Origin of the sequence: Ahrensia sp. R2A130, from assembly GCF_000179775.1 — a bacterium.
Classification (GTDB): Bacteria; Pseudomonadota; Alphaproteobacteria; order Rhizobiales; family Rhizobiaceae; genus Pseudahrensia.
Window position 1 is genome coordinate 24,321 of record NZ_AEEB01000026.1, and the last position, 23,639, is coordinate 47,959.

Consider the following 23,639-nt stretch of genomic DNA (forward strand, 5'->3'; position numbering starts at 1 on the left):
TCAGGCGTGGCCGGTGTCGGCTGACGCTTTCAGCAGGTGTTTCGTGTAGTCGTGATCGGCTTCCAGCCGGCGCAGTTTCTCGACCGGCAATGTTTCCACAATGACGCCGTTTTGCATCACCGACACCTCACCGCACAGATGAGCGACCACAGCTAGATCGTGGCTGACCATGACATAGGTCAGCGATCGTTCGGCGCGCAGGTCGACCAGTAGATTGAGAATTTCGGCCTGCACCGAAACATCGAGCGCCGAAGTTGGTTCGTCCAGCAACAAAATATCGGGCTGGGGTGCCAGTGCGCGCGCGATGGCTACGCGCTGGCGCTGGCCGCCGGATAGCTGATGGGGAAAGCGAAAACGGAAAGCCTCACCGAGGCCCACGTCTTTCAGCAATTGCAGCACGCGGTCTTCGCGGTCGCCAAAGCCGTGAAGTTTCAGCGTTTCGTTCAAAACCTGGTCCACGCTGTGGCGCGGATGCAGAGAAGCGTAGGGGTCTTGAAACACCATCTGGACGGTCTTGTAGAAAGCTCCGTTGCGCGGTGTGGTAACCGATGTTCCTTCGATAATCATCTCGCCGGATACGGTGGGCACCAACCCGACCAACGCCCGCAAAATGGTGGACTTACCTGAGCCTGATTCACCGACGATACCGTGCGACGTTCCTTGCGGCACGATGAGATTTGCATCGCGCACGGCATCTACACGGTCGCGACCCTTGCCGAACCAGACGTTCAGCTCTCGTGTTTCGATAGCAGCGCTCATGCGGACCAACTTGGGTCGCGTTGCAAAACATCAAGGCGCTCACGTGGTTCATCAAGGCGGGGCAGCGAGTTGAGCAAACCGCGCGTGTAAGGGTGGGTTGCCTCATGCAGCTTACCCGCTTCGCAGGTTTCGACCACCCGCCCAGCATACATTATGAGAATACGGTCGCAGAAGGCGGAGACGAGGTTGAGATCGTGGCTGATGAAAATCAGCCCCATGCCGCGCTCCTTCACCAGCTTGTCCATGATGCGAAGAACGTCGCCCTGCACGGACACATCGAGCGCTGAAGTCGGTTCGTCCGCGATCAGAATTTCGGGGTCGGGTACCAGCATCATCGCGATCATAATGCGCTGGCCCATGCCGCCGGACATTTCGTGCGGGTAGGCACGGAACACCCGTTCGGGGTCACGGATGGCAACCGCTTCCAACATTTCCAGCGCTTTTTGTTTCGCCTGTTTCTTGGAAACAGAGGCGTGCAGCCGGTAAGCCTCGACGATCTGATTGCCGACTGTCATCACAGGATTGAGCGAAAATTTCGGGTCCTGCATGACCATGGAAATTCGTTGGCCGCGCACCTTGCGCATGTCTCGCTCGGAGAGATCGAGCAGGTTCTGGCCTTCCAGATTGATATGGTCAGCGATGACTTTTCCTGGCGGACGCACGAGGCGAAGGATTGCTCGACCAGTCATGGATTTGCCGGAGCCGCTTTCGCCCACGATGCCAAGGCGTTCACGCCCCAGCGTAAAACCCAAATCGCGCACGGCATGAAAAATACCACCATCGCGCGTTGGGAAGGTGACGTTCAGCCCCTTTACATCGAGCAGCGGTGCGTCAGTCATCACCCCCTCAATCATCAGAAGAACTCTTCGGGTCCAACACATCGCGCAGACCATCACCCAGCAGGTTGAAGCCGAGCGACACGAGGAAGATGGCAAGGCCCGGAATGGTGGCCACCCACCAATGATCAAGGATGAACTTGCGACCTTCGGAAATCATCGCGCCCCATTCCGGCGAAGGCGGTTGCGCGCCAAGGCCAAGGAAGCCGAGACCGGCAGCGGCCAGAATGATGCCCGCCATATCGAGCGTCACGCGCACGATGAGCGACGATACGCACAGCGGCCAGATGTGTTTGGTGATGATATGAAACGCGCCCGCGCCCTGCAGGCGTATGGCGGCGATATAATCTGCCTGCCGGATCGTCAGCGTTTCCGCACGGGCGATCCGAGCGTAGGGCGGCCACGCGGTGAGGGAAATTGCAATCACGGCATTCTCGATACCCGCACCAAGGGCTGCCACGAAAGCCAGAGCCAGAACGAGACGGGGAAAGGCGAGAAAGACGTCAGTGACACGCATCAGCACAACATCGACTACACCGCCGAAATAGCCTGAGGCCGTGCCCACAAGTAAACCGGCGACAGGGGCGATCAACGCAACAAGTGCGACGATATAGAGAGTAATCCGCGAGCCGTAGATGACACGGGAGAGGATATCGCGGCCAAGCGAATCCGTTCCAAAGACATGGCCATCACTAAAAAGCGGTAGCAAGCGTTTGCCGAGATCTTGCGCGTAAGGATCGTGCGGCGCGAGCAATGGCGCGAAGGCAGCGACCAGCACGAGGAAGACGAGGATCAGCATACCGAACAGGGTTAGCTTGTTGCTCGTCATGCGCGTGAAACCGCGCCATAGCGCACCCATTCGCGCCTGAAAACGCGAGCGCGGCGTGTCGGTGTTCAGCCACTCGCGCCATGTTTCGCTTGTTGGTGTATCGGCAACGCTATTGGGCACACTATTGGGCACGGGGATCGAACACCTTGTAGAGCAGGTCGGAAAAGACGTTGAGCAGAACGAAAACGAGACCGACAACAACAGTGCCACCGAGCACTGCATTCATGTCTGCTGACAGCAGTGCGGTCGTGATGTAGCTGCCAATGCCCGGCCAAGAGAAGATGATTTCCGTCAGCACTGAACCTTCGAGCAAGCCCGCATAGGACAGCGCAATTACGGTGATGAGCGGCACTTTGATGTTGCCGAAAGCGTGCCGCCAAACGACCGCCCATTCACTCATACCCTTCACACGCGCGGTGGTGATGTATTCGGCAGACAGCTGCTCCAGCATGAAAGAGCGCGTCATGCGGCTGATATAGGCGAGGGAAAAATAGCCAAGGATCGAGGCAGGCAAAATGATGTGGGATACGGCATCCCAGAAGACATCGATTTTGCCGTCGATCAGGGAGTCGATGAGGATCAGCCCTGTCACGGTCGGCACGATATCCACGAAGAAAATACCCTGTCGTCCCGGCCCGCCGACCCAACCCAAAATGCCGTAAAAGACCAGAAGCCCGACGAGGCCCAGCCAAAAGATCGGCATGGAGTAACCGACTAGCGCGACGACGCGGGAGACGTGATCGATCCATGTTCCTTTCTTCACCGCGGCCAACACACCCAGCGGCACACCAAGCACGACGCCGATGATGGTGCCGATTGTGGCGAGTTCGAAAGTGGCGGGGAAAACGCGAACGATGTCGTCGAAAACGGGGCGTGCGGTCAGACGGCTGACGCCGAAATCGCCGCGCATGACATCCCAAAGATAATAGCCGAACTGCACGATGATGGGTTTGTCGAGACCCATTTCCAAACGCATTGCTTCATAGGCAGAACCGGACGCCCGCTCACCCAACACCGCAATGATCGGGTCGATGGGCATGACCCGTCCGATGATGAAAGTGAGAAATAGAAGCCCCACCATGGTGACCGCAATGGAGCCTATGGTGGTTAGTATTTTCAGACCGATGCCGCCCACGCGCTCCCAGGCAGGAGTGGCATCCGGCGCGCCTGCCGGAGAACCGGTAGGCGAAAAGGGCAGCCGTTGGCCGCCCCCTTCGATGTCGGTGGTGGTGTCGCTCATATCGGTGACAGTGCGCTTACTTCGTCACCTTCCAGTAGCCGGCAGCAGTGATGGCGCCGCCCAGCGTAAGGCCGGAGATGTTGGCCTTTTTGCCGTACTGCTCGATCTGCTGGAACATCACGGCGAAGGGCGCGGTCTTCTGGTGAATGCGCTGCATTTCTTCGTACATGCCACGACGTTTGTCGATGTCTGTTTCGGTAACTGCAGCTTCCACCATTCCGTTCAATTCGCCCGGGTCGTAAGCGTTACGCCATGCGAGAAGACCTGTAGCCTTGGCTTCGATAGCGTTGTCCGGGTTGTAGGCGAAGGTGCCTGCGTTGGTTTGTGGATCGGGATAGTCCGGTCCCCAAGCGCCCAGATAAACGTCGAGTTCGCGGGCGCGGTAGCGGGTGAGAACCTGCTTACCGGTACCGATGGTGATGTTCACCTTGATACCAGCCTGCGCGAACGTGTTCTGCACGGATTGCGCGATTTCCACACGCTCCTGCGCTTCACGCACACCGATTTCAATTTCGAATTCACCGACACCAGCTTCGGCGAGGAGCGCCTTGGCTTTTTCAGGGTCGTAGGAGAACGGCTTGTCGTCGATCTGTCCGAAATAGGTCGATGGCAAGAACGACTGGTGAATGACGTATTGGCCCTTCAGGAACGAGTCCTGCATGCCTTTATAATCGATCAGATATTTGATCGCTTCCAGCACCTTCGGGTTCTGCAATTCCGGCGCGCGCTGCTGGTTGAAGGACATATACATCAGGCGACCGCGCAGTTCTGACTCCACAGCTATGCCATCTTTGCCGGTGACGGCAGCTACATCTTCAGGGTTCAAGTTGCGGGCGATATCGATATCGCCACGCTCCAGCTGTAGGCGCTGTGTGGCGGATTCCTGAATGTGCCGCACGATAACGCGCTGCATGGCAGGTGCGCCGAGGTAGAAGTCCGGGTTGGCTGACATGGTGACAGAATCAGAAGGCTTCCAGCTGTCCAACTTGTAGGCGTATGAACCGGCGGAGTTGGTCCTCAACCACTCGTTGCCCATATCGCCGTTGGCCTCATTGGCCATCACTGTTTCCTTGTCGACGATAGCGCCGATGGTGGCCGTGAGGCAGTTGAGCACGAAAGACGTGGCGTATTTTTTGTCGGTGGTGATGGACACCGTGTTGCCGTCAAACGTGATCACATCATCAGCGTTCTCGGCTGTGAAACCGAACTGCGTGAGAATGAATGCCGGTGTCTTGTCTAGCTTCACCGCACGGCGCAGCGAGAAGGCTGCGTCTTCGGCGCGCACGGGATTGCCGGAAGTGAACTTCATGCCTTCGCGGATGGTGAAGGTGATGGTTTTGCCGTCTTCGGAGACGGTCCAGCTTTCCGCGATGTCCGGCTGGAAGCCTGCATCGAGATCGGTGGGATCGAAGTTGACCAGCTTGCCGTAGATATTCCGGATCACATCTGCACCAGCAAATTCGAAGCTTTCAGCAGGGTCCAGCGTGGTGATGTCATCGATGCGGTTAGCGATCACCAACATGTTATCCGGCGTCTGCGCCCAACCCGCATTTAGCGGAACGGTGGCAGCAGAAAGGCCGAGACCGAGCGTCAGGCCCGTCGCGGTGAGCAGCTTGGTGAAGGTGCGTTTTGTGGTGATCGTCATGGTGCGTTACCTCGTTTGGTGATTGACCTGCGCGAAGCGTGATACAGATCGGACCAGTTTGGAAGCCCGCCCGGTGCGTTTATTTCATACCTCTATTTCCAAGTGTTCTCTAAGACGCGCATCCAATTGGCATTGCAAAGTTTTTCCATGAGCGCACTATCGTAGCCGTGGTTTCGCATCGCTTTACGAAGTGGGACAAGCCCGGTCACATCGCCCATCTCTTCAGGAATAAGGGCGCCATCGAAATCCGAACCAAAACCAACGCGGTCTTCGCCTATCCGTTCGATCAGATGATCGAGATGTTTGAGCAATGTATCCAGTGGCGTGTCGGCAAACTTGCGGCCATCTTCGCGCAGGAAGGAGACCGCAAAATTCAAGCCCACCATGCCGTCGCTATCTGCGATGATGCCGAGCTGTTCATCGGTGAGATTACGCGATGATGCACAGATGGCGTGGACATTGGAATGGGTGGCGACGATGGGCGCATCGGAATGTTTCGCCACGTCGCGAATACCTGCTTCATTCAAATGCGCGCAGTCGATCATGATGCCGCGGGCGTTGCAGTGTTCGACGAGGCGAATGCCGTCCTCGGTCAACCCGCTGCCGATATTGCCGTCAGAGGGGTAGCGGAACGGCACGCCTTCACCATAGATCGTCGGGCGGCTCCAGACCGGACCGATTGAGCGCAGACCTGCGGTGTACAACACTTCCAACGATGCGAAATCACGGTCGATGGCTTCCGCACCCTCCATGTGAAGGATTGCTGCAATGATGCCACTCGCCATGCACGTGCGGATTTCGGAAACTGTGCGGCAGATTTTCAGCGTGCCGGTGCGTTCGAGGTCGAGCAGAATAGCGGTCTGCTCCATGCAGCATACCAAGGCTTCTGCTTGGTCGAGCATCGGCGGAAGCGGCAGATCGAAACTCGGCTCGCACATAGCGTCGATGCGATCGTCGATGGACAGCACCATATCTCCGACGCTGGGCACGTAGAGAGCGAAAAATCCGCCACCGAAGCCGCCTGCCTTCATACGCGACAGGTCGAGTGCGCCGCTTCTACCTTCGAGAAATGACTTCACCGCCCCTGCACGGTCATCGCGATGAAGCTGCAAGAGGATGTCGTTGTGGCCGTCGAAAACAAGGGGAGTGGTGTCGCTCATGTCGTGTCCTTCATCAGCCGGTTGGCGTTTGCAGATGTCTGCAAGCTACGGCGAATGAAGGCTGCGATGAAGATTGCGGTCAAGACCAGAACCACGGTGGGGGCGGAGGCAGCATCGAGGAAGAAGCTGGCATAGATGCCGGTGAGCATCGAAAACAGACACACCGCAACCGACACGACCAACATCCAACCAAAGCTGCGCACCAGAAGGAAGGCGATTGCTCCCGGCGTAACCAAAAGCGCGACTGCGAGGATGAGACCGACCGAAGCGAGTGTCGCGACGATGGTGAGCGACAGAATTGCCAGCAGCCCGTAATGCAGCCAGCCGGTGCGAAGGCCCGACGCTTGCGCCTGCGCAGGGTCGAAAGCGTGGAGCAAAAAGTCACGCCATTTGAGCAGCAGCACGGCGCAAACGCCCGCACCGATAATGCCCGCCGTCCAAAGTTCATCGCTCGAAATTCCCAGCATGTTACCGAACAGAATGTGATCGAGATGGGCGTCTGACGGGAAGGCGACGAAAAGTACGATGCCAAGCGCGAACATGCCGGAGAACACGACGCCCATGACCGTGTCCTGTTTCACGCGGCTGTTGGTGGACAGATAGCCGGTGAGCAACGCGCAGCCCATGCCAGCGACGAAGGCTCCGATCACCAGTGGAATATTCAACAAATAGGCCAGCACGACGCCGGGTAGGATGGCGTGGCTGACAGCGTCCCCCATCAACGCCCAACCCTTCAACACGAGGTAGCAGGACAGCAGCGCGGTGGGCGGTGCAATCAACAGCGCGATGAAGAACGCCTTCTGCATGAAGGGGAACTGGAAGGGCAGAAGCAGCGTGTCGAGGTTCATGTCGCGTCTCCTACGGGGAGCAGCGCTGCGCGCGCTTTGGCCCGTGCTGCCAGCAAGCCATGCTTGGGGGCGAATACGAATGCGACAAGGAAGATTGCGGTTTGCAGCAACACGATGATACCGCCGGTGGCACCGTCCAGAAAGAAGCTGACATAGGCACCAACGAAACTCGTCATAGCGCCCATGGCGACGGAGACGATCAGCAGACGCGGAAAACGGTCACACAGCAGGTAGGCCGTCGCACCCGGCGTCACCACCATTGCGACAACGAGAAACGCACCGACCGTCTGCATCGCAGCCACAACGCAGGCGGATAGTAGAACGAAGAACACGGCCTTCAGAATATCGGGACGCAGGCCGATAGAACGGGCGTGGTTCTCATCGAAAAACGCGACCAGCAGATCTTTCCATTTGGCCAACAAGATCGCCAGCGACACCGTGGAAATGATGACAAGCTGCAATGTGTCTGACGGTGTGATCGCCAAAATGTTGCCCATGGTGATGGTCTGCACCGAAACCGAAATCGGATTGATGGACACCATGAACAGCCCTAACCCGAAGAACGACGTGAAGATGATGCCGATGATGACATCCACTTTCAGACCCGACCGGCCGGACAGGAAAAGCATCGCACCTGCGGCCAGCCCACCGGACAGGAAAGCACCGAACGCGAAAGGCAGACCGAGCAAATAAGCACCCGCGACACCCGGCACGACGGAGTGGGCCAGCGCGTCACCGATGAGCGACCAGCCCTTGAGCATCAGATAAGCGGACAGGAAGGCGCAGACGCCACCGACCAGCGCCGACACCCACATGGCATTGACCATGTAGCTGTAGCCAAAGGGGTCGAGCAGCACGCTCACTTGTGGTCATCGCCATAAACGACGAATGGTTTTTCATCATCGGTAATGATGCGGATTTCGCGGGCGTCATCATCATCGTGGAGGTCTGTTCCGCCAAGCGTGAAGTGTCGCAACACGCCACCGAATGCGAGTTCGAGATTGTCGTGGGTGAAAATCTCGGGCGTCGGGCCGTAGGCGATGACCGTGCCTTTCACGAGCACGGTGCGGTCGCAGAATTCCGGTACGGAACCAAGATTGTGGGTGGCGACCAGCATCACACGGCCTTCGTCGCGCAGCTCTCGAAGCAAGTCGATGATTTGGTCTTCGGTCTTCACGTCGACGCCCGTAAAAGGTTCGTCCAGCAGGATCACCTGCCCCTCTTGCGCCAGAGCGCGTGCAAGAAAAACGCGCTTACGCTGGCCACCAGACAGTTCACCGATCTGGCGTTCCTTGAAGTCCGACATGCCAACGCGCACGAGCGCCTCATCGACGGCAGCGTGATCTGCGGCAGACGCGCGGCGCAGAAAGCCCATATGGCCGTAGCGGCCCATCATCACCACATCTTCCACCAGCACGGGGAAGGCCCAATCGACCTCTTCAGACTGGGGTACGTAGGCCACGAGATTTTCGCGCAATGCCTCGCGGACAGTTCTGCCGAGCAGGCGAATTTCACCGGCAGCGGCGGGCACGAAACCCATGATTGCTTTGAACAATGTCGACTTGCCTGCACCGTTCACACCCACCAGCGCGGTGATGGTGCCACGCGGAATGTCAAAGCTCGCGTCGCGCAGTGCCGTGTGGCCGTTGCGATAGGTGACAGTGACGCCGGTCGCTTCGATGCCATTGGTTACAAGACCGGGGGTCGCAACGCCGGGTGCGGCTTTCTCTGTCAGGCTCACTTTGCGGCCAAACCATCGGCAACCGTGGTGGCCGTTACGCGCAACAGGTCGAGATAGGTCGGCACGGGCCCACCTGCTTCGCTCAACGAGTCCACATACAATTCGCCGCCATAAGCTGCGCCTGTTTCGCGCGCCACCTGTTTGGCGGGGTCGGTGTTCACGGTGCTTTCGCAGAACACGACCGGAATTTCGTTTTCCTTCACAGCATCGATCACCCGGCGCACTTGCTGCGGCGTGCCAACAGCGTCAGCATTCATCGGCCACAGATAGAGTTCACGCAGGCCGAAATCGCGGGCGAGATAGCTGAACGCGCCTTCACACGACACCAGCCAGCGCTTGTCTTCGGGAATGGCAGCCAAGCGCTCGCGCAATGGCGCGATGGTGGCTTCGATCTTGGCTTTGTAGGCTTCGGCATTGGCCGCATAGACCGCTGCATTGTCGGGGTCGTGTTTGGAGAAAGCGTCGCGAATGTTGTCGATATAGATGAGTGCCGCTTTTGGCCCGATCCAGGCATGTGGGTTGGCCTTGCCCTCATAAGCGCCTTCTGCAATCGAAATCGGCTCGATACCGTCGCTCACTGTGGCAGATGGAACGTCGCCGAGATTGCTGAGGAATTGCTCGAACCACAGTTCAAGATTGAGGCCATTCCACAAAATCAGATCGGCTGAAGATGCGCGCACCAGATCACCCGGCGTTGGCGAATAGCCATGAATTTCTGCGCCCGGTTTGGTGACCGACACCACATCCGCTGCATCGCCAGCAACATTCTGCGCCATGTCGGCGATGACCGTGAAGGTCGTGACGACCTTCATCTTATCGGCCGAATGCGCAGCATGTGACATAATCAGACCGACAGAGGTCAAAAAAAGTACCGCTAGTAAACGTGCAGATTGTCTAAATCTTATGACCGTGAAGGACATGCCGTGAACCACTTGTTGCGAATGATTGGCAACAATGAGCCAGTTGCGAATGATTAGCAAGTAGCTCTACCCTGCGCCCTCCTGCCGTGTGCCAAACAGCCATTTCGCGAACCAAGAGCGACAAAACTTACATGAACGGTTTCTTTAACTTAGCAGCATAATCTGTCGCTTCATGACTGGGAGTGGCGGGCCATGTTGGCGGAACAAAAAAACGGGCTGAGTGCTCACCTTAGGTGTGTTGAACAGGCGCATGCTGTCACGAGTATGTTTCAGAATTCGGATATCGGCGTTGCCGTTTTCGACGAAAATCTGCTGCTCATTTCTTCCAACCCGACATTCCGGGACTATCGCAGACTTGGCGATGATCAGGCGGGCGCGGGCGTGTCAATGCGCTCCATCATCGAGGCCACTTTAACGAACATGTCTGTTCCGGCAGCCAACCAGCATGCCATTATCACTACTGATCTGGCACGTTTGGCATCGAACAGAACAGATCGCATAGATTTTGATACAGGCTCCGGCGAGTTTGCCCGTATCACCCGTGACACACGGCCCAACGGCATGGTCGTCGAAACTATCGAGATGCCGTCTAAAGAAAAGCCGCAGGCAACAGATGGCTACGCAGGCGCGCATGGCACCAGCGGCATAAGCCAGCGAAAGTTGATGGCCGCCCTTGAAAACATGCCGGATGGCTTTGCCGTGTTCGATTCATCGGGCGTTCTGATGGCGTTCAACCAACGATATCTCGATATGTCGCCGCACATCGCTTCACATATTAAAGTTGGTGTGCAGCACGAGGATATTATTCGTGCGGTTCACCGTTCTGGCGCGGTGCAGCTTGATCATATTGATGAAGAAGAATTCGTTGAATTTGCTACGCGCCAACGTCTTTCTCCCGGAGATCCGACGCATGACCTTTTGAAGGACGGGCGCTGGATACGCTTTGCGGCACGATTGATGTCTGACAACAGCACCATTTTTACGTTGTCCGATATTACTGAATCGAAGGCGCAGGAGGAGCGCGTCATCGCCAGCGATGCAGCTCTGCTGCGACGCACTCGCCAGATGGAGCAGTCACTGGAGGCAATGCCCACCGGCGTAATAATGTTCAACGGCGAACAGCGTATGGTGACATGCAACACGGCCTACCGTGAAATGCTGGGCTTTCCCGCATCGCTTCTCAAGCCCGGCGTGGCACGTGAAACCTTGATTGAGAATACCAAGACACTTGGTCTGTTTGACGAAAAACGGATGGAAGAGAGCCACAACGCCTACAACAGCAGCCTCAATCGTACTGATCATCATTCCTTTAGATACTACATGGCCGATGGCCGCGTTATTCAGGTCCATTTCACACCGATGTCGGACGGTGGCTCCATCGTCTTGTTTTTTGACATAACAGCGGAACTGGAAGTACAGGCCAGCCTCGCCAGCTACAGCAGACGGCTGGAACGCTCCAACGCTGAACTGCAAAATTTTGCTTATGTGGCGTCCCACGATCTGCAGGAACCGCTACGCAAGATCGAAGCTTTCGGCGACAGGCTATTGACCAAGCATGGCGAACACCTGCCCGAAGGCGGACAGCATTATCTGGACCGTATCAATGATGCGGCCGGGCGAATGCGCCAACTCATCAACGACCTGCTGGCCTTCTCGCGGGTGTCTTCCAAGGAGCGTAAGCTGGAAGAGATCGACCTGTCGGCTATCGTGGCTGGCGTCGTAAGCGACCTGCAAGTGCGAATTGAAGAAACCGGAGCGTCTGTTGACGTTACCGCCTTGCCGACCATCGAAGGTGATCCCACCCAGATGCGCCAGCTGATGCAAAACCTCATTAGTAACGCGCTTAAGTTCACCCGCGAAGATGTGACGCCGGTTGTGTCAATTACTGCGTCCACGCAGGGCGGAGTTGATGAAACCGGAATGCCGGTACGAACCTGCACACTTGTTTTCAGCGATAATGGCATTGGGTTCGAGAACCGCTTTGCTGAACAGATTTTTACGATCTTCCAGCGTCTTCACGGACGTTCGGAATATGCCGGTACCGGCATCGGTTTGACCACCTGCCGCAAGATCGCCGAACGCCATCATGGCACCATTTCTGCACAGGGCGAGATTGGAGAAGGCGCGACCTTCACCGTGACCATGCCGCTCAAGCAGCCGAAAGAGGAGGACTGATTGATGTCCCGCAACAAACCTATTTCAATTCTTGTCGCAGATGATGACGCAGACGACCGTCTGATGATCGGTGAGGCTTTTGAAGAAGCCATGCTGAAAAATCCGGTCGCCTTCGTGAAGGACGGCATCGAGCTGTTGGAATATCTGCGTAACGAAAACGGGTTTTCAGATGTAGAAGCGCACCCAACCCCAGGGATCATTCTGCTCGATCTCAACATGCCGCGCATGGATGGTCGAACCGCACTGGAAGAAATCCGTAAGGATCCTGTTCTAAAACGTATTCCGGTGGTGGTTCTGACAACCTCGCAAGCTGAAGAAGACATTCTTCGCACCTACGATCTTGGGGTGAATTCCTTCATCACAAAGCCGGTGACGTTCGATGGTCTTGTTCAGGTTGTGCAGGTTTTGAATCGTTATTGGATCGAAATAGTGGCCCTTCCAGAGGTTGCCTGAGGAAGAAAATATTCGCGGAGAAGCTTGCTAGGGGCAGGCATCCCCACAATGAAAGCAAATTCTCCGGGCGGAGGGGACACAATTGGCGGCTATTGAAATATTGATACTGGACGACGATCCAGACGATGTATTCCTTGTGGTGGACACATTGGATGATGTCGTTGGCACGCGCTATATCAACCACTGCTGTTCAACGACGGCGGAAGCGCTGGATGTGTTGGCGCGTCAGTCTATTGATCTCATCATTTGCGACTATCGCCTTGGCGCTGAAACCGGCACCCAGTTTATCGCTGATTTGCCGGAGCGCGGCTTCGATGTTCCCACCATTCTGCTCACCGGTATGGCCGACAGTGAGGCTGACCGTCTGGCACTGGAAGCAGGGGCCGCTGACTTTATTTCCAAGGCCAACCTGTCACCGTCTCTGCTTGACCGCACGATCCGATATGCAATCGCCAACAGTCGACGCCAAGCTTTGCTGTCTTCCGTGGTGGACAGCGTATCAGCAGCTATTTGTGTTGCTGATACCGACTCCAGCCCTGCGATCTGGAACAGTCACTTTGAGGCTTTGGCGCTGCGTCATCACGGTGGAGAAGACCGCACAAATGCTATTGCCACTCTTATGCAGTCAGCACTTGAAGACAGCGCTCCGCGAAATATAGCTGACAAGGTTTGCGATACCACCGTCACCCGTCTTGATGATGGTCGCCGGGTGGTAACGATGCATGATGTCAGCGAGCATGCGCGGGCTTTGGAAGAGCGCGAGCGGGCAGTTGAACGCGCAGACCATATGGCCATGCATTGCAGCCTTACCGGACTGCCAAACCGGGCAGCGCTTACCCACCGTCTCGAACACGCTGTGGCAAAAGCCGATGCTGGCGGAACAGGATTTACAGTGGTGATCCTTGATCTTGACCGGTTCAAGGAGATCAATGATGTGCACGGTCATCAGGCCGGAGACAAATTGCTGCAAGAATATTCCCACCGGATGAACCGTTGCTGCGGTAACAAGGAATTCCTGGGCCGTATGGGCGGTGATGAATTCGTGATGGTTTGCGAAAGCAGTGATCGCGGCGAGGGTTTGATTTCACGGCTGGAAACGGTGTTTGCCGATCCGTTCTCTATCGAAGGTCGCCAGGTCTTCATGCGCGCCAGTATCGGCCTTGCCGACTACCCGGAACACGGACGAAATGTCGGTGATCTTCTATCGAATGCAGATACGGCAATGTTCCGCTCCAAGGCCAACGGCAATGTGCCTTATCTGCGTTACAACTCAGAAATCGACCAACAAACACGATATCGCCGCAGGTTGTTGGTCGACCTTAAAGAGGCTGTCGAAGCGGATGTGATCGAGCCTCATTTCCAACCGCAAGTTTGTTCGCGAAGCGGAAAATTGAGAGGCTTCGAAGCGCTTGCCCGTTGGCACGATCCGGAACGCGGTTATGTTCCGCCGTTCGAATTTATTGAATTGGCCGAGAATAACGGGTTCATAGATATCATCGGTCGATCAATTCTACGCAAAGCTTGTCAGGAAGCTGTGAGTTGGCCAAACGACCTTATGGTTTGCGTCAATATTTCGGCCGCGCAAATCTCCGACCCGGGCTTCGCCCGTTTGGTGCATTCCACCCTTCTGGAAACCGGCCTGCCCGCAACGCGGTTGGAGTTGGAGGTCACAGAAACCGTTCTGATTGATGACTTTGATAAAGCACTTTTTGTGTTGCGAGGCATCAAAGACCTAGGCGTTGCACTCGCGATTGATGATTTCGGTACCGGCTTTTCATCACTCACCACGCTCGCATCTTTCCCGTTTGACCGTTTGAAGATCGACCGGTTCTTCGTCTCCGGCCTAGGCAACGATGAACGCCTGTCGACTGTTGTGCGCGCCTGTATCAGTCTGGCTAGAAGTCTCGACCTTGAGGTGATCGCAGAAGGCGTTGAAACGGTGGAGCAGGCAGAGGCTTTGGCAGCGCTCGATTGTGACCAGTTCCAAGGTTATCTCTACGGTCGCCCATTGGATGCCGCAGCCACACGCGCGTTGCAGGACGGTTTCGACGGCCACGCAATCGCGGCCCGCGCAGGCGATAACGCTAACTTTAATCAATCTGTAAAATCGGCTTGCGCCAAGGCGACATGATGCCAGAGTGCGCGGGCTGAACGGCCCCCGCCTGCGGAAACAGACGATGACTACTAAAACCACCCTCCCGGCGCGCAGCACTTATGATGTTGTCATCATCGGCGGTGGTATTATGGGTGCATCGTCCGCTTGGTTTCTGACGGATAATCCTGATTTCGACGGTTCCGTCTTGGTGGTCGAACGTGACCCGACTTACGCCACGGCTTCCACCACCCACACCAATTCTTGCATGCGACAGCAGTTTTCGACGGAATTAAACGTCCATATTTCCCAATTTGCGGCTGAGTTTGTGAAAAACATCCGCTCATTTATGGGAGATGACACCAGAATTCCCGAACTTTCCATCCGCTCTTTCGGTTACATGTACCTTGCCAACAACAAAGCCTTTGCCGACGTGCTGTGGGCCAATCAGAAAGTTCAACTCGCTGCTGGTGCCGCAACGCAGCTAATGAGCGCGGCCGAGATAAAGGCCGCCTACCCCTTCTACAATGTAGATGACATTACCCTTGGTTCCATCAATCTGGTGGACGAAGGCTACTGGGACGGTGGCGCAGTCTTCGACTGGTGGCGGCGACAATCGCGGGAACGCGGTGTTGAATATCTGTCCAACGAAGTGGTGGCGATCAACAAGAATGCAGCAGGGACTTCGGTCGACAACGTGACGCTGGCATCTGGCGAAATCATCGCTTGCGGAAAACTCGTGAACGCATCCGGCCCCCGTGCAGCGCGCACCGCGCAGATGGCGGGAATCGACGTGCCGGTGGAACCGCGCAAGCGTTACTCATGGGTCTTCTCAGCCGAACAACCGCTGGACCGTGATCTGCCGCTGACCATTGATCCAACCGGCGTTCATGTGCGTGAAAATGGCGGTGGAACTTATCAATGCGGCGCTCATGGCAATGTCGATCCCGCAGTGGATCATGATGATTTTGCGATGGATCACGACCTTTGGCAAAGCCATGTCTGGCCCGTTCTTGCCACCCGCATTCCACAATTTGAAGCCATCCGTGTGACCAGCGAATGGGCTGGCCACTATGCGATGAACACGTTTGATCAAAATGCCATCATGGGCTCGCATCCGCAGTTGAAGAACTTCATCTTCCTCAACGGTTTTTCAGGCCACGGCCTGCAGCAATCACCTGCCATGGGGCGCGGCACGGCCGAGTGGATTACGTATGGCGAATATCGCAGCCTCGACATGACGTCTTTTCATTACGACCGCATTGTCGAAGGCCGCCCGATCATAGAAAGAGCGGTCATCTAGACCGCGAAAGGAACACCATGAAACGCATCGTTCTCACTGGCGCAGCAGGCCGCCTCGGCTCCTACCTGCGCGAGCCGCTCAGCAAAATGGCCGACGAGTTGGTCTCGACGGATATCTTTGACGACATCGGCAAACTCTACGATGGCGAGCGTTACATGAAGGGCGATCTCGCTTCGGTTGATGATATGATGGCGGTGCTGGAAGGCGCTGACATGGTGGTGCATTTCGGTGCGATCCCCGATGAGGCTCCCTTTGAGGAATTGCTCGGCCCGAACTTTATCGGCGCTTACAACATCTGGGAAGCGGCCCACCGCCATGGGGTAAAACGCGTCGTCTATGCCTCATCAATCCATTCGGTCGGCATGTACCGTAAGAACGAATTCATCGACACCAAGGTCGCCCACCGCCCCGACACATTTTACGGATTGTCGAAGTGTTTTGCGGAAGATCTAGGCTCAATGTATTGGGAAAAGCGTGGCCTCGAAAGCGTTCACCTGCGCATCCTGTCCTGCGCACAGGTCAACAACGCGCGGGCGCTGGGCTCGTGGTTGTCCTATGATGATCTCATCCAATTGGTCACGCGTTGTATCGAAACACCTATTGTGGGCTTTTCTATAATTTACGGCGTATCGAACAATGATCGTGCACCAGTCGATAACGCTCAATCGAGTTTTCTCGGCTACCGCCCGAAGGACAATGCGGAGCAGTTTGCCGAAGAAGTGCTGGCGAACGAACCGCCAATGGACCCGCAGGATATCGGCCACATGTGCCAAGGTGGCCCCTTCGCATCAGTAGAGCTTGGTAAAAGCGGCGCGGCAGGCTTGAACATTATCGATGATAAGAAGACGACCTAGTCACAACTGCCTTCGCGGGGATTACAACGGAATGTGCGGGTAACGCAGTGACGTTACTCCACCTTCTCCACCGGTCCACCCGCCTTTTCCCACGTCGAAAAACCGTCTTTCAAATGCGCTGCGTCGAACCCCATTTGGTTCAACGTCTGCACGGTTAGCGCGGACCGCCAGCCTGATGCGCAGTGGAAAATGAAGCGTTTGTCTTCTGCAAAAATCGGCTTGTGGTAAGGGCTGTCCGGGTCGACCCAGAATTCCACCATGCCGCGCGGGCAGTGGAAGGAGCCGGGGATGAAACCGAAGCGCTGGCGTTCGCGGACATCGCGCAGATCGACAAAAACCACATCGTCACTGCCGACGAGAGAAATGGCGTCTGACGTTTCGACTTCTTCAATGTCCCGCCGTGCAGATGCCACCATGTCGGCGGCAGATGTTTTGAGCGGTTTCATGCGGGCGCTCTCATCCATTGGTCCAGCGCCGCGATTCGCTTTGCACCCAAGCGGATACCGAGTTTGGTTCGCCGCCAGCACACGTCATCGGCGGTGATTGCCCATTCGTGTTCGCGCAGATAATTCACTTCGCGCTCGGTTAGCGTCGCACCGAAATCGCGGCCCATATCGGCCTGCGATTCTACGCTGTCGAGCAAGGCCCAAACGCCGGTGCCGTACGCGCGGGCGAGCCGTGTCGCGTGGCGGCCTTTCATCCACGGCTGGGATGCTTTCACCTTTGCAACCAGAGCGTCGAAATCGCGAACTTCGAAATCGCCACCGGGTAGAGACGCACCTGCCGTCCACGATTTGCCCTTTGCGCCGATCTTGTCCTCGATCTCTTCCAACATGCTTTCGGCCAGCTTGCGGAAGGTGGTGATCTTGCCGCCGAAAATGTTCACCACCGCCGCTTCGTCTTTGCCGCCCTCAGCTTTCAACACGTAGTCGCGGGTGGCTTCCTGCGCTTCCGTTGCGCCGTCATCGTAAAGCGGGCGAACGCCGGAATAGGTCCACACGATCTCGTCTTCGGTGATCGGCTTCTTGAAATATTCGCTTGCCGCATCGCAGAGGTAGGAGGTTTCCTCCGGAGTGATTTTCACATCCGACGGGTCGCCGTCGTAATCGCGATCGGTGGTGCCGATCAGCGTGTAATCCTGCTCGTATGGCAGCGCGAAGATGATGCGCTCGTCGGCGTTCTGGAAGATGTAGGCGCGGTCATGATCGTGCAGTTTCGGCACGACGATGTGGCTACCCTGTACGAGGCGCACGTTCTTGGCGTCATTACGGCCCAGCGCCTGCCCTAATACCTTGTCGACCCACGGGCCGGCGGCATTGACGATCAGACGCGCGTGGCGGGTCTGCTCTTCATTGGTCAAATTATTGCGGGTGACGATTTCCCAAACGGAAGCGCCGTCTTGCTGAACGCGGCGCGCGGAAATGACCTCGGTGCGGGTTTCCACACTGGCGCCCTGCTTCACGGCGTCCATGGCGTTCAACACAACGAGCCGTGCGTCGTTCACCCAACAGTCGGAATATTCAAAGCCTTTGACGAACTCGTCTTTCAGCGGCTTGCCCACCGCATCCGTACGCAGGTCCAGCGTCTTGGTGCCGTCGAGCAATTCACGTTTGCCCAGCGAGTCATAGAGGAACAGCCCGATCCGCAGCAGCCAGCTGGGGCGCAGACCCTTGTGATGGGGCAGCACAAACCGCATGGGCCAGATGATGTGGGGTGCGGCGCGCAGCAACACCTCGCGCTCGCCCAACGCTTCGCGGACAAGACGGAACTCGTAGTGCTCCAGATAGCGCAAGCCGCCATGGATGAGTTTAGACGACCACGAAGACGTGCCGGACGCGAGATCATTCATCTCTGCCAGCGCCACCTTATAGCCCCGGCCCGCTGCATCACGGGCAATACCGCAGCCATTTATGCCACCGCCGATTACGAAGACGTCGAGAAGATCGGGCACGGCAGAATTTCCTGTAGCTTACTGTTGCACCCTATCTCGCAACTGCGGTGCCATGGGTCAAACGGACGTATCGTCCCGCATGATTTTATGAAGGGCGCTTGGGGGCGGGGCCGGTGTAGCGTGCGGCGTTTTCCGCGGCCACTTCGCTTTCATCATAGACGCCGATGAGGATTCCAACGGAATCCGATCCGCCGCGCCGGGCAAAGATATCGTCTTCTGAAACTGTGGTGCGCTGCGACATGCGGCGGCTCCACTTGGCTAGGTGTTCATACATTGTCACGATTACCTCAGCATGGTCGACACTTCGGCCCAGATCGTGAAATTCTTCCGGATCGTTCTTCAGGTCGAAGAGCATTGGCGGGAATGGTCCGTTCTCGTCGCCACCTTCCGCGTGCATCAATTTCCAGCGGCCGTCGCACACCATGAACAGCCGCGCATCGCGTGGGGCGAGGCCGAGTTTTTCCGCCATATCGGTTGCGGAATAATCGTACTCGCTGACCGCGATTTCCCGCCATGTGTCCGGTTCACGACCGTGCAGAAACGGCATCAGCGACCGGCCCTCTATGATATGATCGGGAACCTCGCCACCGGCGAATTCCACGAAGGTTGCAGCAAGGTCGATACTCTCCACCAGCGCATCGCAGGTCGTGCTGCGAGCGTTGTCGGCGGCGGCAGATGGGTTGTAAATGATGAGGGGAACCTTCACCGATTGCGCGTGGAATAGGTCTTTCTCGCCCAGCCAATGGTCGCCGAGATAGTCACCATGGTCGGCGGTGATGACGATCATGGTGTCATCCATTCGGCCCGTCTTTTCCAAGTGATCGAACAGCACGCCCATCTGGTCATCGCACTGTTTGATAAGGCCCATATAGGCAGGCAGCACGGCTTCCCGAACCTCGTCGCGCTGGAAGGCTTGGCCGATGCGATTGGCCATGAATTGGGCATAGACAGGATGCGGATCGTCGCGCTCGGCGTCATCACGCACGGGTGGCGGAACTTGGCCTGCATACATGTCGTGATAGGGGGCAGGCACGATGTAGGGCCAGTGGGGTTTGATGTAGGAGGCATGGCACAACCAAGGCTCGTCATTACCCTCACGACTGTCGATGAACGCCATCACCTCGCGCGTCAGCCACGGCGTTTCGCTGTCCTGCTCATCTATGTTGGCGGCCTCGCCCGCTGATTTCATGAACCAGCCGGATGCCATGTCGCCGTCTTCACCGACGCCCGCATTGGCAAAATCGTGCCATGGGTTTTCACCCTCATAGCCCTTGGTTTTGAGATATTCGTTATAGGGCGAACGCCTTGAATCGTAGAAGCCGTCCGGCCCCTGCGCCCAGAGGCCATCGTCACGCGCCCAAATGTCGAAGCCGCATTCCGCGACGCGCGCGCCAATGGTGCTGTCAGGCGAAAGGCCGAGCCGCTCCATGCCTTCGGCGTCAGCTTTCATGTGGGTCTTGCCCACCAGCCATGATGACATGCCGAGTTTTCGTAGGTGGTCGCCGATGGTCTGCTCACCCACTTTGAGCGGATAATTGTTCCACTGCGCCCCGTGGGACGATGAATAGCGACCGGTGTAGAAACTCATTCGCGATGCGCCACAAACCGGCGACTGCACGTAGGCGTTGCGGAACCGGACACCTTTGGTGGCCAAAGCATCGATGTTGGGTGTGGTGAGCGGCAAGTCGGTGTGGCGCGCTGGTGGCTCATCATCGAAGGCGCAGGACAGGTAATCGAACCGCAGCTGGTCGAACATTATGAAGAGGATATTGGGCACAGATCGCCTGCTTGCACCGTTACGAACGGCGACAACATGGCACGATCCCGGCGGCAACCAAAATCATGATGCGTTTGATCTTTGTGTTGGAGATTGCAGTAGCCGCGCCGCCTAATTGATACCACCAAATCATGGGGCGACATGACAAAGAGGCACAGGCAACGCGACTACCGAACCTACTTTAGCTTGTCTTGGTCAACTTTCCTATCAGGTGATCACCTGAAAATCGATTGAATATAACAATCTGCGATTTTAATGAGCAGAAAAACCGATCTCGATGCAGGTTCCTGCTTTGTCGTGATCAACCAACATAAGCGAATACCCCTGCCGACGACAAAGTTCTCGTACAATGGCCAAGCCGAGCCCATGGCCCGCTTCGCCGGTCATGTCCTCATCCAACCGGACCTCACGTGCCAATGCCGTTTGGAAAGCTTCGCGCGACAGGCCGGGACCGTTGTCACATATTCGCACAAGTGCAGTTTCAGTATCGGAACGTCCTGTGATCATCACGGTACCATCCGAGGTATATTTGATAGCGTTCTGAACGAGGTTGGACAGAATACGCATCGCGCTGAAGCCGTCGACTTCTATATCCAGCCCTTCTGCCTCAACCACCAGATCAAGTCCTTTGGCGGCTGCATCGTGGTGAAACATTGCATGTAATGTTCGCACCACGGCTGAAAGCGCGATCATGCGTTCACTTGCTAAGCGATCAGCTCGCTTGTTGTCAGTGTCAACTTCTTCGTCATGCGGCTCTTCCAGCGTAGTCGAAACAAGGTTTTCCAGATAAACGAAAGCGCCCTCAAGAGTTTCTGTATCTATACCGCGTCCGTTAGAGTCCTTTGCCATGCCCTGCACTTTCATGCGCAACGCATGGAGTGGTTGTTGGAGATCATGTACCGTGTCGCGTATGCGTTCCGAACGGTTGCGCGAGCGGGCAGCGGCCTTGGTATAGCGCTGCTCCAAATCGCCAAGCCGGTTGTTAAGTTCAAGATTGCGGGTGGCGTTGTCGAGGCTGGTTTGAAGAGCAGAGCGTTGCGATTCCCGCAACAAGGCATATCGGTCTGCAATGGCAAGGCCGAGCATCGTGGCATCGAACACCATAACCGCGCGCATGGAGTCCAAAACGACATCCTGCGTGAGATTGACGCCAAAGATGTGGTCCAGATTCAATAATGCTGCAGACATAACGGCCCCAACCCATGCCAGAACGTAAAAGCGAACCTCGCGAAAGCGATGTCTGGCAGCAGCAAGGCCCGCAATAAGCAACATGGAGATCGCAAAGAGCGACATCATCACCAAGAGCTTTTTCAACAGTTGGCCATCCAGTGGAAGCAAGATGGCGACCATAGCCACGGTGGTTATAACGATCCCGATGAGCAGTTTGTCGAGCCACGGGTGGTAGATCGCAGTGTTCAGCACCATACGTGAAAAGATAGCTCCGAAAATGATGATGCCGGTGCCTAGATAAACGGAGGCAACGGAGTTGAAGCCGGGAAAAGCGGGCCACAGCCACTGAAATGCTGCACCGTCGGAATGCATGACGTAAAGCAGTCCCGATATGGCGTAGCTGATATAGGCGGCAAAGATAGCGTTGCGGAATATGAGCAAACAGATCAGGGCCACGATGATCAACAACCCCATCATGCCGTAGAATAAAAAGTTTTTTGCGGTCCGGGTTGATGTCAGAATCTGGAAATCAGGAACGGTCAGCACCGAAAACTCGATATAGGACGAGCCTTCTGACCAAAGGGAGACGAGGATCGTTGCCTCTTCTCCCGGCGCAAGTTTCATGGGCGCAGTCAGTTCAGCGTAGGAGATTGGTCGCTTCCAGAAGGCGCTCTTCGCGTCCAAGTCGACAACGTGTTCCACAATTGGTGAAACAGACCCCTCACCGCGTACGATGTAGACGTCGAAAATCTGTTTGAAGTTTTCTGCGAAAAATATCCGCCACTCACGCACGTCCTGCGTGTCGTTTCGAACACGCGCGCGCAGCCAGACGCGTGACTTGGTGTATCCGAAATCCGCTGTCTTGCTGCGCAGTGGGATGAAGTCGGCAGTTCTGCTTGTTATGGCCAGTTCAGTGGTCATCGTCCAATCTGCGTCTATGTAATGATCCACATGCCGAACCGCTTCTTCGCTGCTCACCGAGCCTTCAAGAATGAGAAGCGAGCTGGAAGGCTGTGTTTGCACATTTTGCGCATCGGCCCTGTTGCAGAAGGCTGCAAACACCAACACAGTCAAAAGAAGGGTGTGGATTACTCCGAGACTGGGCGAAGGTGAGGGGTGGATATGGAGGTTGAAGACGCTGCGCGCGCATCTTCCAAACACAGTTTGGTTTTGGCTGACGATCATCCCCTGACCTCTGCCGGGCTTGCGGGTATTCTGGAAAGTCGCGACACGATGGAGGTTGTAGCGACCGCTGCCAACGGCATCGAAGCCATCGCGTCGATAAAGACCCTCCAACCTGATTGCGCCGTTTTGGATCTGGTAATGCCCGGCGCAAATGGGTTGGAAGTTGTGGCGGAAAGCCGTCGTTGGTCGCCGGATACGAGATACGCGATCGTTACGGGAACACGCGAAGCATCCATGTTCCAGGCTTTGGTCACGGCGGGCGTGTCAGGTCTGTTTCTCAAAACAACATCGCCTGTCGATTTGCTCTTGGGCATCGAGCGCGTCTGCAATGGCGAGACGGTTTTCGTGCCGGAAGTCACTGCCTTTATGGAGGCAGAAGAAGAGACGAATGAGCTTACTTCACGCGAAATGCAGGTGCTGCAATCGCTCGCAAAGGGACGCTCCAACCGCGAGATTGCCGAGGTATTGGGTGTCAGCCCGAAAACGGTTGATAGCCACCGCAGCAACATTATGCGCAAGTTCGGCGTCCACTCCATCGCCACTCTTCTGGTGGAGGCGATGCGGCAGGGTTTGATAGGTCTGGAGAACCAGCCGTAGGGCGTAATCATACCTGCGATGACGCCCTCCTGTCCGTGACGTTTTATTGCACGAGACAGTAAGGCAGCAACTTCGCTTTCGAGCAATCGGGCGAACACCTGATT

Annotated in this window: 20 protein-coding genes; 6 read left to right on the plus strand and 14 right to left on the minus strand. The window is 56.4% G+C overall.

What is annotated here, in order from left to right; genetic code table 11:
* From R2A130_RS16050 to R2A130_RS16095, 10 genes are all read right to left on the minus strand, one after another.
* Complete coding sequence (locus R2A130_RS16050; RefSeq protein WP_009465236.1) at window positions 1-759, minus strand: ABC transporter ATP-binding protein; 759 nt, start codon at window positions 757-759, stop codon at window positions 1-3.
* Window positions 756-1,598, minus strand: a complete 843-nt coding sequence (locus R2A130_RS16055) for an ABC transporter ATP-binding protein (RefSeq protein ID WP_040306397.1) — start codon at window positions 1,596-1,598, stop codon at window positions 756-758. The genes R2A130_RS16050 and R2A130_RS16055 overlap by 4 nt, the downstream gene beginning before the upstream one ends.
* 7 nt (window positions 1,599-1,605) lie before the next feature.
* Window positions 1,606-2,454, minus strand: a complete 849-nt coding sequence (locus R2A130_RS16060) for an ABC transporter permease (RefSeq protein ID WP_247869290.1) — start codon at window positions 2,452-2,454, stop codon at window positions 1,606-1,608.
* 91 nt (window positions 2,455-2,545) lie between these two features.
* Window positions 2,546-3,664, minus strand: coding sequence for an ABC transporter permease (locus R2A130_RS16065; protein WP_009465239.1), 1,119 nt, complete (start codon window positions 3,662-3,664; stop codon window positions 2,546-2,548).
* 16 nt (window positions 3,665-3,680) lie between these two features.
* A complete protein-coding gene (locus tag R2A130_RS16070) occupies window positions 3,681-5,309 on the minus strand; it encodes an ABC transporter substrate-binding protein (RefSeq protein ID WP_009465240.1) in 1,629 nt (542 codons plus the stop codon).
* A gap of 92 nt (window positions 5,310-5,401) precedes the next feature.
* Window positions 5,402-6,469, minus strand: coding sequence for a dipeptidase (locus tag R2A130_RS16075; protein ID WP_009465241.1), 1,068 nt, complete (start codon window positions 6,467-6,469; stop codon window positions 5,402-5,404).
* Window positions 6,466-7,317: a metal ABC transporter permease gene (locus R2A130_RS16080; protein ID WP_009465242.1), complete on the minus strand. Its 852-nt coding sequence runs from the start codon at window positions 7,315-7,317 to the stop codon at window positions 6,466-6,468. Before R2A130_RS16080 ends, R2A130_RS16075 begins: the two co-directional genes overlap by 4 nt.
* Window positions 7,314-8,144 carry a metal ABC transporter permease gene (locus tag R2A130_RS16085; protein WP_305803567.1) on the minus strand — a complete coding sequence of 277 codons (831 nt, stop codon included), beginning with the start codon at window positions 8,142-8,144 and terminating at the stop codon, window positions 7,314-7,316. Before R2A130_RS16085 ends, R2A130_RS16080 begins: the two co-directional genes overlap by 4 nt.
* A 32-nt stretch (window positions 8,145-8,176) precedes the next feature.
* Entirely contained in the window at window positions 8,177-9,058 is an 882-nt protein-coding gene (locus R2A130_RS16090; protein WP_009465244.1) for a manganese/iron ABC transporter ATP-binding protein, read from the minus strand.
* Window positions 9,055-9,900, minus strand: a complete 846-nt coding sequence (locus R2A130_RS16095) for a metal ABC transporter substrate-binding protein (protein WP_050786205.1) — start codon at window positions 9,898-9,900, stop codon at window positions 9,055-9,057. Before R2A130_RS16095 ends, R2A130_RS16090 begins: the two co-directional genes overlap by 4 nt.
* Window positions 9,901-10,242: 342 nt before the next feature.
* On the opposite strand from R2A130_RS16095, the gene R2A130_RS17845 reads away from it, so the two are divergent.
* The 5 genes from R2A130_RS17845 to R2A130_RS16120 all read left to right on the plus strand — a co-directional run bounded on the left by R2A130_RS17845 (window position 10,243) and on the right by R2A130_RS16120 (window position 16,855).
* Window positions 10,243-12,153 carry a PAS-domain containing protein gene (locus R2A130_RS17845; RefSeq protein ID WP_009465246.1) on the plus strand — a complete coding sequence of 637 codons (1,911 nt, stop codon included), beginning with the start codon at window positions 10,243-10,245 and terminating at the stop codon, window positions 12,151-12,153.
* A 3-nt stretch (window positions 12,154-12,156) separates the two neighbouring features.
* Window positions 12,157-12,606, plus strand: coding sequence for a response regulator (locus R2A130_RS16105; protein WP_009465247.1), 450 nt, complete (start codon window positions 12,157-12,159; stop codon window positions 12,604-12,606).
* Between the two features lie 82 nt (window positions 12,607-12,688).
* On the plus strand, window positions 12,689-14,737 hold the full coding sequence (locus R2A130_RS17850) for a bifunctional diguanylate cyclase/phosphodiesterase (RefSeq protein WP_009465248.1): 2,049 nt from the start codon (window positions 12,689-12,691) through the stop codon (window positions 14,735-14,737).
* Window positions 14,738-14,783: 46 nt separating this feature from the next.
* Window positions 14,784-16,001, plus strand: a complete 1,218-nt coding sequence (locus R2A130_RS16115) for an FAD-binding oxidoreductase (protein ID WP_009465249.1) — start codon at window positions 14,784-14,786, stop codon at window positions 15,999-16,001.
* A gap of 17 nt (window positions 16,002-16,018) precedes the next feature.
* Window positions 16,019-16,855, plus strand: a complete 837-nt coding sequence (locus R2A130_RS16120; protein ID WP_009465250.1) for an NAD(P)-dependent oxidoreductase — start codon at window positions 16,019-16,021, stop codon at window positions 16,853-16,855.
* 53 nt (window positions 16,856-16,908) lie between these two features.
* On the opposite strand, the gene R2A130_RS16125 is transcribed toward R2A130_RS16120, so the two are convergent.
* The 4 genes from R2A130_RS16125 to R2A130_RS16140 all read right to left on the minus strand — a co-directional run bounded on the left by R2A130_RS16125 (window position 16,909) and on the right by R2A130_RS16140 (window position 22,938).
* Complete coding sequence (locus R2A130_RS16125) at window positions 16,909-17,301, minus strand: rhodanese-like domain-containing protein (protein ID WP_009465251.1); 393 nt, start codon at window positions 17,299-17,301, stop codon at window positions 16,909-16,911.
* Window positions 17,298-18,806, minus strand: a complete 1,509-nt coding sequence (glpD, locus tag R2A130_RS16130; protein WP_009465252.1) for a glycerol-3-phosphate dehydrogenase — start codon at window positions 18,804-18,806, stop codon at window positions 17,298-17,300. Before glpD ends, R2A130_RS16125 begins: the two co-directional genes overlap by 4 nt.
* 85 nt (window positions 18,807-18,891) lie before the next feature.
* The gene (locus tag R2A130_RS16135; RefSeq protein WP_256364877.1) at window positions 18,892-20,583 is read right to left on the minus strand and encodes a sulfatase-like hydrolase/transferase; all 1,692 of its coding nucleotides are present in this window, start codon (window positions 20,581-20,583) and stop codon (window positions 18,892-18,894) included.
* Between the two features lie 252 nt (window positions 20,584-20,835).
* On the minus strand, window positions 20,836-22,938 hold the full coding sequence (locus tag R2A130_RS16140; RefSeq protein WP_156798582.1) for a sensor histidine kinase: 2,103 nt from the start codon (window positions 22,936-22,938) through the stop codon (window positions 20,836-20,838).
* On the opposite strand from R2A130_RS16140, the gene R2A130_RS18580 reads away from it, so the two are divergent.
* A complete protein-coding gene (locus R2A130_RS18580; protein WP_050786198.1) occupies window positions 22,876-23,535 on the plus strand; it encodes a response regulator transcription factor in 660 nt (219 codons plus the stop codon). The two genes, R2A130_RS16140 and R2A130_RS18580, sit on opposite strands and share 63 nt — an antisense overlap.
* Window positions 23,536-23,639 lie beyond the last annotated feature (104 nt).

Excerpts from the sequence above, each read along its gene's own strand:
- R2A130_RS16125 (WP_009465251.1), bottom strand. The coding sequence starts at position 17,301 with ATGAAACCGCTCAAAACATCTGCCGCCGACATGGTGGCATCTGCACGG.
- R2A130_RS16085 (WP_305803567.1), bottom strand. The coding sequence starts at position 8,144 with ATGGTCAATGCCATGTGGGTGTCGGCGCTGGTCGGTGGCGTCTGCGCC.
- R2A130_RS16050 (WP_009465236.1), bottom strand. The coding sequence starts at position 759 with ATGAGCGCTGCTATCGAAACACGAGAGCTGAACGTCTGGTTCGGCAAG.
- R2A130_RS16095 (WP_050786205.1), bottom strand. The coding sequence starts at position 9,900 with ATGTCACATGCTGCGCATTCGGCCGATAAGATGAAGGTCGTCACGACC.
- R2A130_RS16060 (WP_247869290.1), bottom strand. The coding sequence starts at position 2,454 with ATGGGTGCGCTATGGCGCGGTTTCACGCGCATGACGAGCAACAAGCTA.
- R2A130_RS16055 (WP_040306397.1), bottom strand. The coding sequence starts at position 1,598 with ATGACTGACGCACCGCTGCTCGATGTAAAGGGGCTGAACGTCACCTTC.
- R2A130_RS17845 (WP_009465246.1), top strand. The coding sequence starts at position 10,243 with ATGTTTCAGAATTCGGATATCGGCGTTGCCGTTTTCGACGAAAATCTG.
- R2A130_RS16120 (WP_009465250.1), top strand. The coding sequence starts at position 16,019 with ATGAAACGCATCGTTCTCACTGGCGCAGCAGGCCGCCTCGGCTCCTAC.
- R2A130_RS18580 (WP_050786198.1), top strand. The coding sequence starts at position 22,876 with ATGGAGGTTGAAGACGCTGCGCGCGCATCTTCCAAACACAGTTTGGTT.
- R2A130_RS16140 (WP_156798582.1), bottom strand. The coding sequence starts at position 22,938 with ATGATCGTCAGCCAAAACCAAACTGTGTTTGGAAGATGCGCGCGCAGC.
- R2A130_RS16115 (WP_009465249.1), top strand. The coding sequence starts at position 14,784 with ATGACTACTAAAACCACCCTCCCGGCGCGCAGCACTTATGATGTTGTC.
- R2A130_RS16075 (WP_009465241.1), bottom strand. The coding sequence starts at position 6,469 with ATGAGCGACACCACTCCCCTTGTTTTCGACGGCCACAACGACATCCTC.
- R2A130_RS16105 (WP_009465247.1), top strand. The coding sequence starts at position 12,157 with ATGTCCCGCAACAAACCTATTTCAATTCTTGTCGCAGATGATGACGCA.
- R2A130_RS16070 (WP_009465240.1), bottom strand. The coding sequence starts at position 5,309 with ATGACGATCACCACAAAACGCACCTTCACCAAGCTGCTCACCGCGACG.
- R2A130_RS16080 (WP_009465242.1), bottom strand. The coding sequence starts at position 7,317 with ATGAACCTCGACACGCTGCTTCTGCCCTTCCAGTTCCCCTTCATGCAG.
- R2A130_RS16065 (WP_009465239.1), bottom strand. The coding sequence starts at position 3,664 with ATGAGCGACACCACCACCGACATCGAAGGGGGCGGCCAACGGCTGCCC.